Here is a 15,807-nt window from a genome sequence, read left to right as displayed (position 1 = left end):
GGTGTCCGTCGGCGGGAAAGAATGCGCGGCCCGTGAGCCATGAATGCGCCTGTCAGATGTGCACTGGCAGCATTCTCTCTGTCAACATCCTGAGATTGCGATAAATCCCACATATACAATTCAGAATTGCGGTGGTTCAGTCCGGGCTGATCCAGCGATAGCCGATGCCGGCCTCGGTCCGGATCGCGCTGGCATCAAAGCCCGCCGCTTCCAGCTTTTGCCGCAGCTGCCCGATAAATACCCGAAGATAGACGATATCCTCGACATGGGCCGGTCCCCAGACATGCAGCAAAAGCTGGCGATGGGTCACGATCCGGTCGGGCTGTTCCAGCAAGGCCAGCAGCAGGTCGAATTCCTTGGGGGTCAGTTTCAGTGTCTCGCCGGCGATGGTGACCTCGCGCAGATCGCGTGAAAGCGTCAGATTGCCGCTGCGCAAAAGGCCCGGCGCTCCTGCCCCGCGCTTTGGCCGCAACGAGACCCTGAGCCGCGCCAGCAATTCGCCGATGGCGAAGGGCTTGGCCACGAAATCATTGGCGCCGAGATCCAGCGCCAGGATCTTCTCCATCTCCTGGTCATGGGCGGACAGCACGATCACCGGCAGGTCCGTATCCGCCCGCAGCTTTTCGATAACGGTTTTGCCGTTCATATCCGGCAGCCCCAGATCCAGCACCATCAGATCGGGCCTGTGCTGCGCGACGGCCTCCAGCGCCCCGGCGCCGGTCGAGGCCAGCACGGTATCATAGCCCGAGGCATTCAGCGCATGGACGAGGAAGCGCTGGATCTGCGGCTCATCATCGACGACGAGGATCAGCTGGCGCGCGCTCATATGGTCTGCACCCCGGCGGATTGCGCGGTGGGGAGGATCAGCGCCAGCCGCGCGCCGGGGCCGGCCACAGCCTCAAGCCGCCCGCCCAGAAGCTGCGCGATCCCCTTGCAGATCGGCAGGCCGAGACCGCTTTTCTCTTCGCCCCGGGTCAGGTCGGGGGTGGCAAGCCATTGGGTGACCGGCGCGGGCAGACCCTGCCCCTGATCCTGCACCTCAAGCCGGATCAGGTCGCCATCGGTGGCGCCGGTGACGAGGATCGGCCCGGGCGCATAGTGCCGCGCGTTTTCGATCAGGCTGAAGATCACCTGTTCGACCAGCCCCGCCTCGGCCATGACCAGTGGCAGTTCGGGCAGATCGGCGCTGATCTTGGCATCGGGAAAAGCCCGCAGCGCCCGGCTGACAGCGGCGCGGGCGCAATCGCCGGGCGCCACCGGGTGAAGCGTGACCGAGGACCCCGCCACCAGCCGCGTCATCTGCAACAGGTTTTCGACATAGCGCGCGAGGCGGCCTGCCTCTTCGGAAATGGCGCCCAGCAGGTCCTCCTGCGCCTCGGGGGGCAGGCCGTCCCGCAGATCGCGCAAGGTGGTGACCGAGCCCAGAATGGTTGCCAGCGGTGTGCGCAGATCATGCGACAGCGAGGAAAGCAGTGCCGCCCGCAGCGCCTGGCGGTCCGAAATCTCGCGTTCCGTGTTGGCCTTTCGGCCCAGCTCCAGCCGCTCCAGCGCCGCCTCTGCCTGGTGCAGCACGGTGTCGATGGCCTGCTCGCGGTAGACGCTGTCGCGGTCCACCGCCTCGGGCAGGCGATGGCCGATCGCATGGCTGGCCCCGGTGCCGAGGGGCAGCGGATGGAAGGTCAGATGCGAGCCGGTCCAGCCATCGGCGATGGCGATCTCGACCCGGCCGCGGGCCAGCGCCTGTTCCGCCGCCTGCAGATCGGCCGGGCGCGGCACCAGGCTGCCGGGGATCGGGCGCAACCCGTCGGAATTGCGGCTCAACGCTGCCACCGGCGCCTCCGACAGCGTGGCGATATGGCGGATCACGGCTTCCAGGATCTGCTCTTCACTGGTCGCGCGGGAAAGTGCGCCGCTGGCCGAGGACAGCACCTCAAGCACCAGTGCCCGGTCGCGCGCGCTGTCCACCTGTTCGCGCATCCGCCCGGCGAGAAACCCGGTCAGCCCCGCCGCTGCAAGGAAGGCCAGCAGCACGACCATATCCTGCGGCCGTGCCGCCACCAGGCTGAAATGCGGCTCGATGAAGAAGAAGTTGAACACCGCCAGCGCCACCAGCGCCGATCCAAACCCGGACCAGAAGCCAAAGGCCGCCGCATTGACCAGCACCGCCATGAGGAGAAGCAAAAGCGCGATGATCTCGCTCATCCAGCCGCGCGAGGGCACCACAATCGCCGTCACCAGGATCAGCACCAGCGCCGCCGCCAGGATCTGGCCCGGACGCTTTGACAAGGGGCCGGCCGGACGCGGGCCGGGAGGGGTAACGAACACAGGCTCCATGCGCTGATGAAACCCCGGAACCGGGATTTGTCCACAATCTTTATGCGATCCTTATACCGCCTGCCGCTTTCCCCATCGCTTCCTTACACGGCAAAGCACAGATCTGTGAGGCCGCAGGGCCGTGCGGGGTCTGCTCCTCGCCCGCGCCTTGTCGGCCAGGAGAATGACGATGCAAGAGATTGCGCTGGACCCGGCTGCCGCCGATCATGCAGCCGAGGCCACACATGTCGCGCGCAAGCCCGCGATGGCGGCGCTGACGCTGGGTGTGCTGGGGGTGGTTTACGGCGATATCGGCACCTCGCCGCTTTACGCGCTGCGCGAGGCGATGATGGCCAGCGGCGCAAGGCCCGGCCATGTGCCGGCGGAGAATATCTTCGGGGTGATTTCGCTGATCATCTGGACGCTGACGCTGATCGTCTCGGTCAAATATGTGGTGATCCTGTTGCGTGCCGATAATGACGGCGAGGGTGGGACGCTTTCCCTGCTGGCGCTGGCGCAGCGCGCGCTTGGGCAGATGCGGGGGCGCCGGGGGCTGGTGCTTGTCGTGCTGGGGATCCTTGGCGCGGCGCTTTTCTCTGGTGATGCGGTGATCACGCCGGCGGTCTCGGTCCTGTCGGCTGTCGAAGGGCTGAAGCTGATCGCGCCGGGCAGTGAACCCTTCGTGGAACCCGTCGCCATGGCGGTGATCATCGCGCTTTTCTGGGTGCAAAAACACGGGACTGACCTTGTGTCGCGCTTTTTCGGCCCGGTCATGCTTTTGTGGTTCCTGGTGCTGGCCACCGGCGGGCTATGGCGGCTCTGGGAGGCGCCCGAGGTGCTGGCGGCCCTGTCGCCGCATCACGCGCTGACCTTTCTGGTGACGCATCAGGGTGTGGCGCTGGCGGTGCTGGGTTCGGTCTTCCTTGCCGTCACCGGCGCCGAGGCGCTTTACGCCGATATGGGTCATTTCGGCGCCCGCCCGATCCGGATCGGCTGGTTTTACCTGACCTTCCCGGCCCTGATGCTGAATTACCTGGGCCAGGGGGCAGAGCTTCTGACCCGCCCCGAGGCGCTGGAGAGCCCGTTCTATCTGATGTTTCCGCCGCAGATGCTGGTGCCGATGGTGGTGCTGGCGATGATGGCCACCGTGATCGCGGCCCAGGCGGTGATCACCGGGGCGTTTTCGCTGGTGCAACAGGCGATCCAGCTGCGGCTCTTGCCCAGGATGAAGATCCGCCAGACATCCGAGGAACAGCAGGGCCAGATCTATATTCCGCTGGTCAACGGCCTTCTGATGTTCGGTGTGCTGGCGCTGGTGATCACCTTTGGCAGCTCTTCGGCGCTGGCGGCGGCCTATGGGATCTCGGTTTCGGGCGCGATGCTGGTGACCTCGCTGCTGGCCGTCGTCGTGGTGCGCTGGCACTGGCGCTGGCCAGCCTTCGCAATCCTTGCGGTGCTTGGCCCGCTGGTGGCGCTGGAACTGGTCTTCTTCGGGTCGAACCTGATGAAAGTGGCGGATGGCGGCTATGTGCCGCTGGCGCTGGCGGCGGTGATGCTGGTCGTGATGCTGATCTGGCGGCGCGGCTCGGCCATCGTGCTGGCCAAAGAGAGCGAGGGCCAGCTGCCGTTGAATGCGCTGGTCGGCAAGCTCGGTTCTGACCGCATCGCAAGGGTTCCCGGCACCGCCGTCTTCCTGACCGCCTCCCCCGACAAGGCGCCGGTCGCGCTTTTGCACAGTCTGAAGCATTTCCGCGCTTTGCATGAGCAGAATATCATCCTGTCAATCGTGACCCGCGACCTGCCGCGCCTCAGCGACGAGACCCGGATGCGGATGGAGGAGATCGCCCCCGGCTTTCGCCGCATCCTTCTGCATTACGGGTATGCCGAAGACCCCGACGTGCCGCGCGCCTTACTGCTGGCGCGGCAGAAGGGGCTGAAATTCGACATCATGTCCACCTCGTTCATCCTGTCGCGGCGCAGCCTGCGCCCCTCGGTCCGGCCCCGGATGCCGATGTGGCAGGCGCGGCTTTTCATCTGGATGTCGCGCAATTCCGCCAGCGCCCAGGATTACTTCCGCATTCCCGCCGGCCGGGTGGTCGAGATCGGCACCCAGGTAAGCCTGTGACTGGTGCCCTTCCCACGCCCGGCTTAAATATGGCTTAGTCCGGGCCGGGCATTGCCACCGGTGGAAATGCGGGGATGTGATGCGGATCCTGATTGTCGAGGATGACGACCTTTTGCGCGACGGGCTCAGCGTCGGGCTGCGGCTGGCCGGATTCTCGCCCGATGCGGTGGGCTCGGTTTCTGATGCCCGTGTGGCGCTGGCGGCGGGCAGTTTCGAGGCGATGGTACTGGACCTGATGCTGCCCGATGGCTCGGGGCTGGGGCTGTTGCGCGAGATGCGGGCAGAGGAAAGCGACCTGCCGGTCCTTTTGCTGACCGCCCGCGACCGGCTGGAAGACAAGGTCGCGGGGCTTGATGCCGGGGCGGATGATTATCTCGGCAAACCGTTCGAGCTGGACGAGCTGGCGGCACGGCTGCGCGCGATCCTCAGGCGCCGCCAGGGCCGGGCCGAAGGCGTGCTCAGCTGGAACGGGCTGACGCTCGACCCGGCGCGGATGCGCGGCACGATCGGCGGGCGCGAAGTGGTCTTTCCGAACCGCGAATTCACCCTGATCCAGGCCCTGATGGAGCGCCCCGGCGCGATCCTCGGCAAGGCTTTCCTTGAGGACCGGCTTTATGGCTGGCAGGAAGAGGTCGGCTCGAACACGGTCGAAGTGCATATCCACAAACTCCGCGCAAAGCTCGGCCCCGATTTCATCGAGACGGTGCGGGGCGCGGGCTACCGGCTGGCACCCGGGACATCGCCCGGGGGGCAGGCGTGATGTCCTCGATCCGGATGCGGCTTTTCCTGATCCTGATGGCGGCGACCGGGGTGGTCTGGCTCTCGGCCGTGATCTGGATCCAGTATTCGACCCGAATGGAGGTCAATCATGTGCTGGACCGCCGGCTGCAGGAATCCGCACATATGGTGGCCTCGCTGATTGCGCGGAATGGCGGTGTGGTCGGCGAGGCGGTGGAGAAACTGGCGCATCCCCGGCCGCATATCCTGCCCGAAGGCGGCCCCGAGGGCTATTCGCATGAGCTGATCTGTCAGGTCTGGGGCTTTGACGGCCGGCTGAAAAGCGAATCCGACGGGGCGCCCAGGGCGCGGCTGGCCGATGATGCGGCCGGGTTTTCCGAACGCGAGGTCGAGGGAGAGACCTGGCGGGTCTATTCCCATATCGACACCGAACTGGGGGTCCGCGTGATGGTCGGCGATGCGCTTTCGATGCGCGAGCGGCTGGTGCGTGGCGTGATTCTGGGTCTGCTGGCGCCGGCTCTGGCCATTTTGCCGGTGCTGGCGGCGCTGATCTGGTTCGCGGTGGGGCGCGGTCTCGCGCCGCTTGACCGGTTGGCGCGGGGGCTGGCGGCGCGACCGGCGACCGATCTTTCGGCCCTTGATCTGCCGCCCGGGCCGCGTGAGCTGCGCCCGATGGTTTCGGCGCTGAACGGGCTGTTTCGCCGGGTGAACTCCGCCCGCGAGCGGGAACGCAGCTTCACCGCCTTTGCCGCGCATGAGCTGAAGACGCCGCTGGCGGGGCTGAAGACCCAGGCGCAAATCGCGACGATTGCGCCGGATGAGGCGACCCGCAACCGCGCTTTGGCGCAGATCTCGACCGGGGTGGCCAGGACTGACCGCATGGTGCGCCAGCTGCTGGATATGACGGCGGCCGAGAATGCCGCCGAGACCAGCGGTGAAAGCGGGCCGGAACAGGATGGCGCCCGGCTGCTGGCCGATCTGGCCGAGGGGTTGCACGGACTGGCCGCGCAGCGCGGTGTGGGGCTTGAGACCAGGGCTGCGACCGGGCTCTGGCGCACCCGCCAGGCGATGCTGCTGGCTCCGGCTTTGCGCAATCTGATCGAAAATGCGATCCTCGCCTCGCCCCCCGGGGCTGTGGTCGAGGCCAGCATGGCCTGCGATACACAAGAGGTCCGCTTCACCGTGCTGGACCGTGGCCCCGGCATTTTGGCCTCCGACCGTGCCCATGTGACCGAGCGGTTCTGGCGCGGCGCCTCAAGCCCTTCGGGGCAGGGCAGCGGGCTGGGGCTTGCAATCGTTGCGGCGGTGATGGAACGGATGGGCGGCAGGCTCAGCCTCTCGCCGCGGGACGGCGGTGGCGAACGGGCAGAGCTGATCCTGCCCGCCGCCTGATCCGGTCAGATGATCCGCACGCGGGTGCCTATCGGCACCACGGCGAAAAGCTGCTGGATATGCTCATTGTAAAGCCCGATACAGCCAGAGGAGGACGGCCGCCCGATCTTCCTCGTGTCATGGGTGCCATGGATCAGATAGGCGGGCCAGCTGAGATACATCGCATGTGTCCCCAACGGATTGTCCTTGCCCGGCGGCAGGAAGGCCGGCAGCGACGGGTCGCGGCGGCGCATATCGGCGGTGGGGGTCCAGGACGGTCCGACTTTCTTGCGGACCACCTCGGTATAGCCGCGTTTGGTCAGCTCTTCGGTCAACGGCACCGACGTGGGGTACAGGCGGTAATCCGTCCCGTCCCCCGACCAGTAATGCAGCGCCCGTGAGGTGAAATCGGCGACGATCACCCCCGAGCCGAGGCTGTCGAAATGGTCGCGCCAGTCCTGCATCCGGAAACCCGAGGAATTGTGCCGCGGATAGGCCGGCAATGCCTGGCTCTCGGCGCGCAGCACCGCCGGCATCGCCAGGGTGGCAAACGCGGCGGCACCGGTCAGCAGTGCCCGGCGGCGCATTTGGGTATCGCTCATCTCTGCTCTCCTTACAGTCACGGGCGTTTGCCGCCCCTGATTGCCCCGATCACTCCCCGGCCTTAACCGGAGCTTAAGACATCAGCCTCAGCGCACCACGATTTTCGCGCCGATGCTCACTCTGGCGTGAAGATCAATCACATCCTGGTTCAGCATCCGGATACAGCCTGCCGAAACCGCACGGCCCACCGAGGAAGGGTCATTGGTGCCATGCACCCGGTAATAGGTGTCGCGCCCGTCTTTCTGCATATAAAGTGCGCGCGCGCCCAGCGGATTCGAGATACCGCCCGGCACTCCGTCCTTAAATTGCAGGTAGCGGCCCGGATTGCGTTTCACCATATCGGCGGTGGGGATCCAGCGCGGCCAGGCCTGTTTGCGGTCGATGATCGCATCGCCACCGTCAAAACGCATCGCATCCGGGCCGACGCCGATCGCATAGCGCAGCGCCTTGCCTTCGGGCATCACGAAGTAAAGCACGCGGGCACCCTGATCGACGATGATGGTGCCCGGAGCCTCTTCGGTCTGGAATGCGATCACACGGCGGACATGATCCGGGTTCATCTTTGCCGGGTCGATGCCGGCGATCATCTGGCCGCCATCCTCGCGCGCGGCATACATCTCGGCCACATCGCCGCTGACCGGGGCAAAGGCGATGCGCCTTTGCGCCTCGGCGCGCGCGGTTTCGGCCTTTGCCTCGGCGGCCGCAGCGGCGGCGGCCGGGTCGGTGGGCGTCGGCTCGACCGGCACACAGGCGGTCATGGCAAAGAGCGACAGCGCAAGAAAGGCGGCGCCGGACAGGTTGGGCATGGGACTACTCCGGAATATTTCGGGCGGATCTTGCCCGCATACCTTAACCAGAGCTTAAATGCCTCACAGCTGTCGCATCTGTGCCGCACGTGCGATCCATATGCCACAAAGCACGATCACGCCCCCAAGCGCCTGGGAAAGCGTCAGTGCTTCATCCAGCACCACCCAGGCCAGCAATGCGGCAATCACCGGCTGCAACAAAAGCGTCAGCGACGAGAAGGTCGCGGGCAGGAAGGCCAGCGCCCAGGCGATCAGGCTCTGGCCGCCGGCCTGGCTGATCCATGACAGGCCAAGCAGCACAGCCCAGCCGGCAAGGCTCAACGGAATCAGCATCGGCTCGGTGATCAGCGCGAAGGGGAAGACGGCGAGGGCCGCGGCGACGGTGCTCCACAGCATGATGGTGCCGGTCGCGAAACGCTGCCGCGCGCGGCCCAGCATCAGGATATAGGCGGCGTAAAGCATGGCGGCGAAGATCGCCACCGCGTCGCCCCTGAGATCACCCTCGCCCAGTGCGGTCGGCCCGCCCTTCAGCACGACGACACCGAAGATCGTCACCGCAAGGGCCAGCGCAAACAGCGCTCCGGGGGGTTTTCGCAGCGCGATCCAGGCGAATAGCGCGACAAATACCGGCGCCATATTCACCAGCAGCGTCGAATTCGCCACCGAAGTCAGATTCAGCGAGATATGCCAGGCCACCAGCTCGGCGCCAAGAATCACTCCGGGCAGGCTGATGGTGATTATATCGGCAAGTCCTTTGGGCCGGGTCGCACCGCCTGCCCGTTCCCGCCCGGCCAGCAGCAGCAGCGGGATCAGTGCCAGCGCCAGCCGCCAGAAGGCGGTCGAGACCGAACCGACCTCGGACAGCCGCACCCAGATCGGCGAACAGCCGATCAGCACGCCGCCAAGCAGCAGCCCCGGCAGGGCGAGACGATTGCGGGCGTCGGGGCTTTGCATATTGGTGATCCGGGTCCGGCCTGGTCATTCAGCGCCGTTGCCGCGATTTCTGTCTTACCCGCCCGGCAAAGACAAGCCCGCTTACCAGCAGCAGAAACCGTGACCGACCAGCAGATTGACGCCGGTGACATAGCGCGCCGGCTCTCGGAGCAGGAAGACCGCCGGCCCGACCATTTCATCGACCGAAGCCATGCGCCCGATCAGCGGACCAGCCCCGAACAATCTGGTCTGATGCACGCTGTCGGGGTGGGTGTTCGTCGGCGTGGCGGTATAGCCTGGCGAGACGGTGTTGACCCGCAGGCCGCGCATCACCCGGTCCATCGCCATGGATTTCGACAGCGGGATCCCGGCTTTCGAGACGTTGTAATGGCATTGCGACAGGCTGCGATTGACGATCATCCCTGACATAGAGACGATGTTGATGACCGACCCGCGCCCATCAGCCCGGCAATGCCAAAGGATCGCGCCGCACCTGGAATTCACGTCGCGGAAGGTGTTGCCGGCACCACATCCTCACCGGGTTCCGGCATGCCGGGGAACATACGCTCCAGCGGGCGGGCGGCCAGCGCTTCAATGATCTGGTGGATCTCATCCAGCCGGTGCGGGATATAGAGAATGCCGCCGCCATCGGCCTTCAGCCGTTTGACGAGGTGAAACGGCAATTGCATCTCTTCGCAGCCAGACGCAGCCAGACGCAGCCAGACGCAGCCAGACGCAGCCAGACGCAGCCAGACGCAGCCAGACGCAGCCAGACGCTGCGGTGGGCGCGTCAGGGATCAACGGTCGCGCGTTCAGTCTTCGTGTCCTGGCGATCCCGATCATCCGGTATCCCTCGACACAGACCAGACGTTGTCGGGCGCGTCGCGATTGAATGCGGTGCCAGTATCCCTATGAATATGCTGGCATTCGCCATAGCGGATCCCGATCACACCCTGCCGCTTTGCCTGAGAGATCGCCATGCCCCGGATGTCGTTCTGCAAGCGGTTCAGGGTGCAGGGGCACTAAGCGGATCGGGCGCGGATGTCGCCACCTGTTTCGCCCCGGAAAGGCGCCAGCGGCGCCGTCACCGTGATCGAGACCTATACGCCCGACATCGCGGCGGGAACCAGGGCGAAGCCCCCCGGAAACAGGCTTGAGAGGCTTACGCCTGTGTTGAGGCGAAGACTGGGTGCTGTCTGCCCCGGCGTGGAATGCGGGGGTCTTCACCATCGAAAAAGTCGAGGATCCGGGCGGCCGCGAATGGGATCTGCATCGCGATCTGAACACCTGAGGTATTTTTCTCTGCTGCGAGGAGGCGGTGAAGCGCTTCCGCGCCAGCGGCACAAAGGGTGGCCGATCAACACCGCATCCGGCCAGGCGCGGCAGAGTTTCCTCTATACGCGGCATCATGCCGCGACCGGAGCCGGATCCGGGGGGAAGTGGGTCCAGGCGCACTGATGGCGATTCTGGTACCAGGTGACGCGGCCTGGATCACCGGCCAGACCCTTAATGTGGATGCCGGGGTGATCAGTTCTGAACCACTTGCCAGGCCTCAAACCGGGGTGCGGCCGGATTGTCGCGAAACTGCTGCGCCATTGCAGTGCAGGCGTTACAAAGCCCCGCCAGGGTCCGCCCATCTTCCCGATGAGGAACCTTGCGATGAAAAAAGTCCTTCCCGCGCTGGCACTGCTGGCAACCGCAGCCCCGGCCTTTGCCAACCCGGTCCAGATTACCTGGTGGCACGGCATGGGCGGCGCCAATGAGCAAGTGATCAACCAGGTCGCCGAGAAATTCAACGCAGCGCAATCGGCCTGCGCCATCACTCCGGTTTCCAAAGGCACTTATGAAGAGGCGCTGGCCTCCGGCATCGCCGCGTTCCGCTCGGGCGGGCAGCCGAATATCCTGCAGGTGTTTGACGCCGGTGCCGCGACGATCATCAATGCCAAAGGTGCCACCATCCCGGCCGAGGATCTGCTGACCCAGAACGGTTATACCTTTGACCGCGAAGCCTTTATCGACGGCATCCGCTATTTCTACGCCGATGCCGAAGGCAAGTTCATCGGCATGCCGTTCAACTCTTCGGCGCCGATCATGTATCTCAACACCGAGGCTTTCGCGAAAGCCGGGGTTGAGGCCCCGAAAACCTGGGCCGAGTTCGAAGCCGTGGCGCCGAAGCTGAAAGAGGCGGGCTATATCCCGCTGACCGCCAGCCAGCTGACCTGGATGTTCTTTGAAAACTACTACTCGCGCAACAATGTGCAGATGGCCAGCAATGTGAATGGCTATGACGGCTTTGACGGCACCGAATTGCGCGCCACCGCGCCCGAGATGATCGCTTTCTGGAACCGGGTGAAGACCTGGCATTCCGAAGAGCTGTTCGGGTTCTACGGCGCCGGCTGGGCCGATAACCAGAAGCCGTTCGAGGAGGGCAAGGTTGCGATGTGGATCGGCTCTTCGGGCTCGTTCGGCGGGCTGTCGAAGACGGCAACCATGCCCTTCTCGGCAACCCTCATGCCCTATGACGAGACCGTGGCCGACGGCAATAAATCGACCTTTATTGGCGGTGCGGCACTGTTTGCGATGGCCGGCAAGCCCGATGATCAGAACAAATGCTCGGCCGATTTCTTCAGCTTCCTGACCTCGACCGAGATCCAGGCCTTCTATCACCAGGCCACCGGCTATGTCGCGATCACCAAGGCCGCCTATGAGAAATCGAAGGCGGATGGCTGGTATGAAAAGAATCCGGTCGCCGAAGTGGGCATCCAGCAGCTGATGCTGCCGCAAGGCGAATGGTCGAAAGGCTACCGCCTCGGCTTTTACCCGCAGATCCGCGTGATCGAAGAGCGTGAATTCAACAAGATCTTCTCGGGCGAGACCACGGTGGAAGACGCGTTCAAGGCGATCGAAACCGAGGGCAACGCGCTGTTGGCGCGCTTCGCCAAAACCTCTGGCTGACCCCTTTTTGTAGACAGCCGGGCCTGCGCGAAGCGGGCCCGGTCTCGCTGTTTCCGCCCGTAAAGGCCACTGATGAGTGACGCCGCCCAACCCATGAAATCTGCCGGAATGATCCGGCGCTGGCTGTCCCGCCCCGCCAGGGCCGCGCCCGCGAAACCTGTTCAGTTCGATCAGCCCTTGCTGCCCTGGCTGTTTCTGGCGCCGCAGCTGGCGGTGATTTTCGTATTTTTCTACTGGCCCTCGGTCCAGGCGATCACCTCATCCTTCTATATCGAAGACCCGTTCGGCTTTGGCGCCACCTTTGTCGGGCTCGACAATTACAAGGACGCGCTCGGATCGGCGGAGTATCAGCGGATCGCGGGATTTACCGCGCTGTTCACGGTTCTGGTAACCGGGTTTTCGCTGGGGCTGGGGCTCTTGTTCGCCGTCAAGGCCGATAAAGTGATCCGGGGCCGCACCGCTTATCGCACCGCGCTGATCGCGGTCTATGCCATCGCGCCGCCGGTTGCCGGGCTGATGGGGATGATGCTGTTTGACCAGCATATCGGACCCTTCGTCCAGCTTGCCGCCTGGTTCGGCTATGACATGAAGGTCGGCATCAATTACTGGGATACCGCCTTTGCGATGATCCTGGTCTCTGTCTGGAAGCAGGTGCCCTACAACTTCATCTTCTTCCTTTCGGGCCTGCAGGGGATCCCGGCAAGCGTCCGCGAAGCGTCGGTGATCGACTGCCGCAACGGGTTCACAAGGTTCCGCACCGCGATCCTGCCCTTGCTGGCGCCGACCGCGTTTTTCCTGCTGATCATCAACATCACTTACGCGCTGTTCGACACTTTCGCAGTGATCGACGTGATGGTGAAGGACAAGCCCGCGAACAACCCGCTGACCCTTGTGTACAAGGTCTATAATGACGGCTTCCGCGGCAATGATATTGGCGGATCGGCGGCGCAATCGGTGATCCTGATGGTGATCGTGCTGGTCCTGACGCTGATCCAGTTCCGCTGGCTGGAACGCCGCGTGCATTACGGGTGAGGCGATGAACCGGATCCGACCCTTTGACCACCTCATCCTGATCCTTGGCACGCTGTTCATGTGCGTGCCGGTCCTGGTCGCCGTGATGACCTCGACCCATTCGGCGGTCGATATCCATATGAATGGCCTTTACCTCACCCCGGGTGACAACGCGGTCGAGACCTATCAGACCGTGCTGACCCGTCAGGGCGGATTCACCGGCCAGGTCACCGGCATGACCATGCTGATGAACTCGCTGATTCTTGGCGTCGGCTTTGCGGTGGGCAAGATCGTGCTTTCGATGGCCGCCGCTTATGCGCTGGTCTATTTCCGGTTCCGTTTCGCGACATTCCTGTTCTGGATCATCTTCACGACGCTATTGTTGCCATTGGAAGTCCGCATCATGCCCTCTTACCAGGTCATGTCCTCGCTGGGGCTGCTGAACAGTTATACCGGGCTGATCGTGCCGCTGCTGGCCTCGGCCACCGGAACGTTCTATTTTCGCCAGTTCTTCAAATCCGTCCCGGATGAGTTGCTGGAGGCCGCCCGCATCGACGGTGCCGGCCCGTGGAAATTTCTGTGGGACGTCCTGATCCCGCTCTCGAAAACCATGATGGCGGCGATCTTCATCATCATGTTCGTCTATGGCTGGAATCAGTATCTCTGGCCGATGCTGATGACGACCGAGGAACGCTTCTTCACCCTGATGCGCGGCATCAAGCAGATCCTCCAGGTCTGGATCGGCAGCCAGATCCCCGATTACAACGAAGCCTTCGCCCTTGCCGTTCTGGCGCTGCTGCCGCCCGTGATCGTGGTGGTGGTGTTCCAGCGCTGGTTCATCAAGGGCCTGACGGAAAGCGATAAATAATGGCCTCGATCACGATTACCGATGTGTCGAAAACCTATCCGGGGGCGCCCGCGCCTTCGGTCACGGGGATCAATCTTTCGATCCGCGATGGCGAGTTTATCGTGCTGGTTGGCCCCTCGGGCTGCGGCAAGTCGACGCTTTTGCGCATGGTGGCGGGGCTGGAAGACATCTCGGGCGGCGAGGTGAGGATCGGGGATCGGGTGGTGAACCGCCTCGATCCCGCCGACCGTGACATTGCGATGGTGTTCCAGAATTACGCGCTCTATCCGCATATGACGGTGCGGGAAAACATGGCTTACGGGCTGAAGAACCGCCGCACACCGAAGGCAGAGATCGAGACGCGGGTGGCCGAAGCGGCCAGGATGCTGGAGCTTGGCCCCTATCTCGACCGCAAGCCCCGCGCGCTTTCGGGTGGCCAGCGCCAGCGGGTTGCGATGGGCCGCGCGGTGGTGCGCCAGCCCTCCGCGTTCCTCTTCGACGAGCCGCTCTCCAATCTGGATGCGAAACTGCGCGTCACCATGCGGGGCGAGATCCGTCGGCTGCAAAAGCGCCTCGGCACCACTGCGCTTTACGTCACCCATGACCAGCTTGAGGCGATGACGCTGGCCGACCGGCTGGTCGTGCTGAACGGTGGCCGGATCGAGCAGGTGGGGGCGCCGCTTGACATCTATCACCGGCCGGCCTCGACCTTTGTGGCCTCTTTCATCGGCTCGCCGGCGATGAATTTGTTGGATGCCGGGCTTGAGGGCGCGCGGCTGCGGCTTGGCACTTCGGTGATCGAGCTGGGCCATCTGCCGGCAGCAAGGGGAGCGGTGACACTGGGGATCCGCGCCGAAGACCTGACCCCTGCCGCCACCGGCCTGCCCTTCCGTCCTGATTTCATCGAGGAGCTGGGGGCGCAGCGCCTGGTCCATGGCCATATCGAGGGCCAGCCCGTGGTTCTGGCCCTTGATCCCGCCGTACCGGTCGGCAGCGAGATGCGCCTCTCGGTGGCGGCGGCCAGGCTGCATCTGTTCGACACCACCTCGGGCAGGCGCATCGCCACTGCCGCGCGCCCGGGCCTCGCCGTGACGGAGACCGCATGATCCTGCCACGCCTGCCTCTGCCACCGGAAGGCACCGGCGACGAGATCCGCGCCCTGCCCCGCAGTGTCGCGATGCATGACGCGTATCTCGCCCGTCTGCCCGCTATGACCGGGATCGAGGCCGGCGGCACCGGCACCGGGGTCGCGCCGGGCTTTCCGCTGACCGTCGCGGCCTGGAATCTCGAACGCTGTCTGTTTTCCGCTGCCAGCGCTGCAAAGATCGCGACCAGCGGTGCGGCTGTGGTGTTGCTCTCCGAGATGGATGACGGCATGGCCCGCACCGGCCAGCGCCACACCACCGCAGATCTCGCCGAAGCGCTTGGCATGGATTACCTTTACGGCGTTGAGTTTCTGGAACTCGGCCTCGGCTCGGAAACCGAACGCGATTTCTGCCGTGATGACCACAATGCACGCGGATTTCACGGCAATGCCGCGCTGAGCCTTGCCGGTTTTGAACACCCTTTCCTCTTGCGCCTGCCGGGTGAGCGGCACTGGTTTCTCGATGGCGGCGACCAGCCGCGCCTTGGGGAACGCATCGCGATTGGTGGCCTGATCACGACGGTTGACGGCCCGGTGGTCATGGTCTCGACCCATCTTGAAAGCGTCAGCACCGCATCGGGCCGCGCAGCGCAGATGAGCGCGATCATCGACCTGATCGACCAGCGCTTTCCCGGCCTGCCGGCGCTGATCGGCGGCGATCTGAACACCGGCAACCATATCGCGGGCGGCTGGCAGGCCGAGACACTGTTCGGCCTTGCCGGGTCACGCGGCTTTACCAGCCATGGCGGGCCGGAGGGTCAGATGACCACCCGCCCCAGCCTGATCACCCGCTGGCCGGACCGTGCGATGAAGCTTGATTGGTTCCTGACGCGCGGATTGCAGGTCGCGCGGTCCTGGATCGTGGAATCGACCGATCCCGACGGGAGGCCGCTCTCGGATCACGACATGATCCTGATCGAGATCAGCGGCCTCGGCTGAGGCCTTCGGGCTCACAGCCCCG

The 15,807-nt window shown here is 64.5% G+C and carries 15 protein-coding genes; 8 read left to right on the top strand and 7 right to left on the bottom strand.

Annotated elements, in window-relative coordinates:
- Window positions 1-136: 136 nt before the first annotated feature.
- Window positions 137-826 carry a response regulator transcription factor gene (locus DRF71_RS25725; protein ID WP_112313304.1) on the bottom strand — a complete coding sequence of 230 codons (690 nt, stop codon included), beginning with the start codon at window positions 824-826 and terminating at the stop codon, window positions 137-139.
- Window positions 823-2,286 (bottom strand): sensor histidine kinase, encoded by a 1,464-nt coding sequence (locus tag DRF71_RS25720; RefSeq protein ID WP_198672388.1) that lies wholly within the window; start codon window positions 2,284-2,286, stop codon window positions 823-825. The genes DRF71_RS25725 and DRF71_RS25720 overlap by 4 nt, the downstream gene beginning before the upstream one ends.
- A gap of 217 nt (window positions 2,287-2,503) precedes the next feature.
- Here DRF71_RS25720 and DRF71_RS25715 point away from each other — a divergent pair, with 217 nt between their 5' ends.
- The 3 genes from DRF71_RS25715 to DRF71_RS25705 all read left to right on the top strand — a co-directional run bounded on the left by DRF71_RS25715 (window position 2,504) and on the right by DRF71_RS25705 (window position 6,568).
- Window positions 2,504-4,438, top strand: a complete 1,935-nt coding sequence (locus tag DRF71_RS25715) for a potassium transporter Kup (RefSeq protein ID WP_198672387.1) — start codon at window positions 2,504-2,506, stop codon at window positions 4,436-4,438.
- A gap of 79 nt (window positions 4,439-4,517) precedes the next feature.
- Entirely contained in the window at window positions 4,518-5,198 is a 681-nt protein-coding gene (locus DRF71_RS25710) for a response regulator (RefSeq protein ID WP_112313301.1), read from the top strand.
- Window positions 5,198-6,568, top strand: coding sequence for an ATP-binding protein (locus tag DRF71_RS25705; protein WP_112313300.1), 1,371 nt, complete (start codon window positions 5,198-5,200; stop codon window positions 6,566-6,568). Before DRF71_RS25710 ends, DRF71_RS25705 begins: the two co-directional genes overlap by 1 nt.
- 5 nt (window positions 6,569-6,573) lie before the next feature.
- On the opposite strand, the gene DRF71_RS25700 is transcribed toward DRF71_RS25705, so the two are convergent.
- From DRF71_RS25700 to DRF71_RS25680, 5 genes are all read right to left on the bottom strand, one after another.
- Window positions 6,574-7,149: a L,D-transpeptidase gene (locus DRF71_RS25700; protein ID WP_112313299.1), complete on the bottom strand. Its 576-nt coding sequence runs from the start codon at window positions 7,147-7,149 to the stop codon at window positions 6,574-6,576.
- Between the two features lie 87 nt (window positions 7,150-7,236).
- Entirely contained in the window at window positions 7,237-7,956 is a 720-nt protein-coding gene (locus tag DRF71_RS25695) for a L,D-transpeptidase (protein WP_198672386.1), read from the bottom strand.
- Between the two features lie 63 nt (window positions 7,957-8,019).
- Window positions 8,020-8,910, bottom strand: a complete 891-nt coding sequence (locus DRF71_RS25690) for a DMT family transporter (protein WP_112313298.1) — start codon at window positions 8,908-8,910, stop codon at window positions 8,020-8,022.
- Between the two features lie 81 nt (window positions 8,911-8,991).
- Entirely contained in the window at window positions 8,992-9,393 is a 402-nt protein-coding gene (locus DRF71_RS25685; RefSeq protein ID WP_112313297.1) for an SDR family oxidoreductase, read from the bottom strand.
- Entirely contained in the window at window positions 9,390-9,572 is a 183-nt protein-coding gene (locus DRF71_RS25680; RefSeq protein ID WP_157971288.1) for a hypothetical protein, read from the bottom strand. The genes DRF71_RS25685 and DRF71_RS25680 overlap by 4 nt, the downstream gene beginning before the upstream one ends.
- A 976-nt stretch (window positions 9,573-10,548) precedes the next feature.
- Here DRF71_RS25680 and DRF71_RS25675 point away from each other — a divergent pair.
- The 5 genes from DRF71_RS25675 (at window position 10,549) to DRF71_RS25655 (ending at window position 15,785) form a co-directional block, all read left to right on the top strand.
- On the top strand, window positions 10,549-11,844 hold the full coding sequence (locus DRF71_RS25675) for an extracellular solute-binding protein (RefSeq protein ID WP_112313367.1): 1,296 nt from the start codon (window positions 10,549-10,551) through the stop codon (window positions 11,842-11,844).
- A 108-nt stretch (window positions 11,845-11,952) separates the two neighbouring features.
- Complete coding sequence (locus DRF71_RS25670; RefSeq protein ID WP_198672384.1) at window positions 11,953-12,876, top strand: carbohydrate ABC transporter permease; 924 nt, start codon at window positions 11,953-11,955, stop codon at window positions 12,874-12,876.
- 4 nt (window positions 12,877-12,880) lie between these two features.
- A complete protein-coding gene (locus DRF71_RS25665; protein WP_112313294.1) occupies window positions 12,881-13,723 on the top strand; it encodes an ABC transporter permease subunit in 843 nt (280 codons plus the stop codon).
- A complete protein-coding gene (locus DRF71_RS25660; protein WP_112313293.1) occupies window positions 13,723-14,808 on the top strand; it encodes a sn-glycerol-3-phosphate import ATP-binding protein UgpC in 1,086 nt (361 codons plus the stop codon). The genes DRF71_RS25665 and DRF71_RS25660 overlap by 1 nt, the downstream gene beginning before the upstream one ends.
- Entirely contained in the window at window positions 14,805-15,785 is a 981-nt protein-coding gene (locus DRF71_RS25655; RefSeq protein WP_198672383.1) for an endonuclease/exonuclease/phosphatase family protein, read from the top strand. Before DRF71_RS25660 ends, DRF71_RS25655 begins: the two co-directional genes overlap by 4 nt.
- The last annotated feature ends 22 nt before the right edge of the window (window positions 15,786-15,807 follow it).

Source organism: Pseudogemmobacter bohemicus, from assembly GCF_003290025.1.
In the GTDB taxonomy this organism is placed as follows: domain Bacteria; phylum Pseudomonadota; class Alphaproteobacteria; order Rhodobacterales; family Rhodobacteraceae; genus Pseudogemmobacter; species Pseudogemmobacter bohemicus.
The sequence above is the reverse complement of the archived record's forward strand: the minus strand, read 5'-3'. Positions and strand labels throughout refer to the sequence as shown.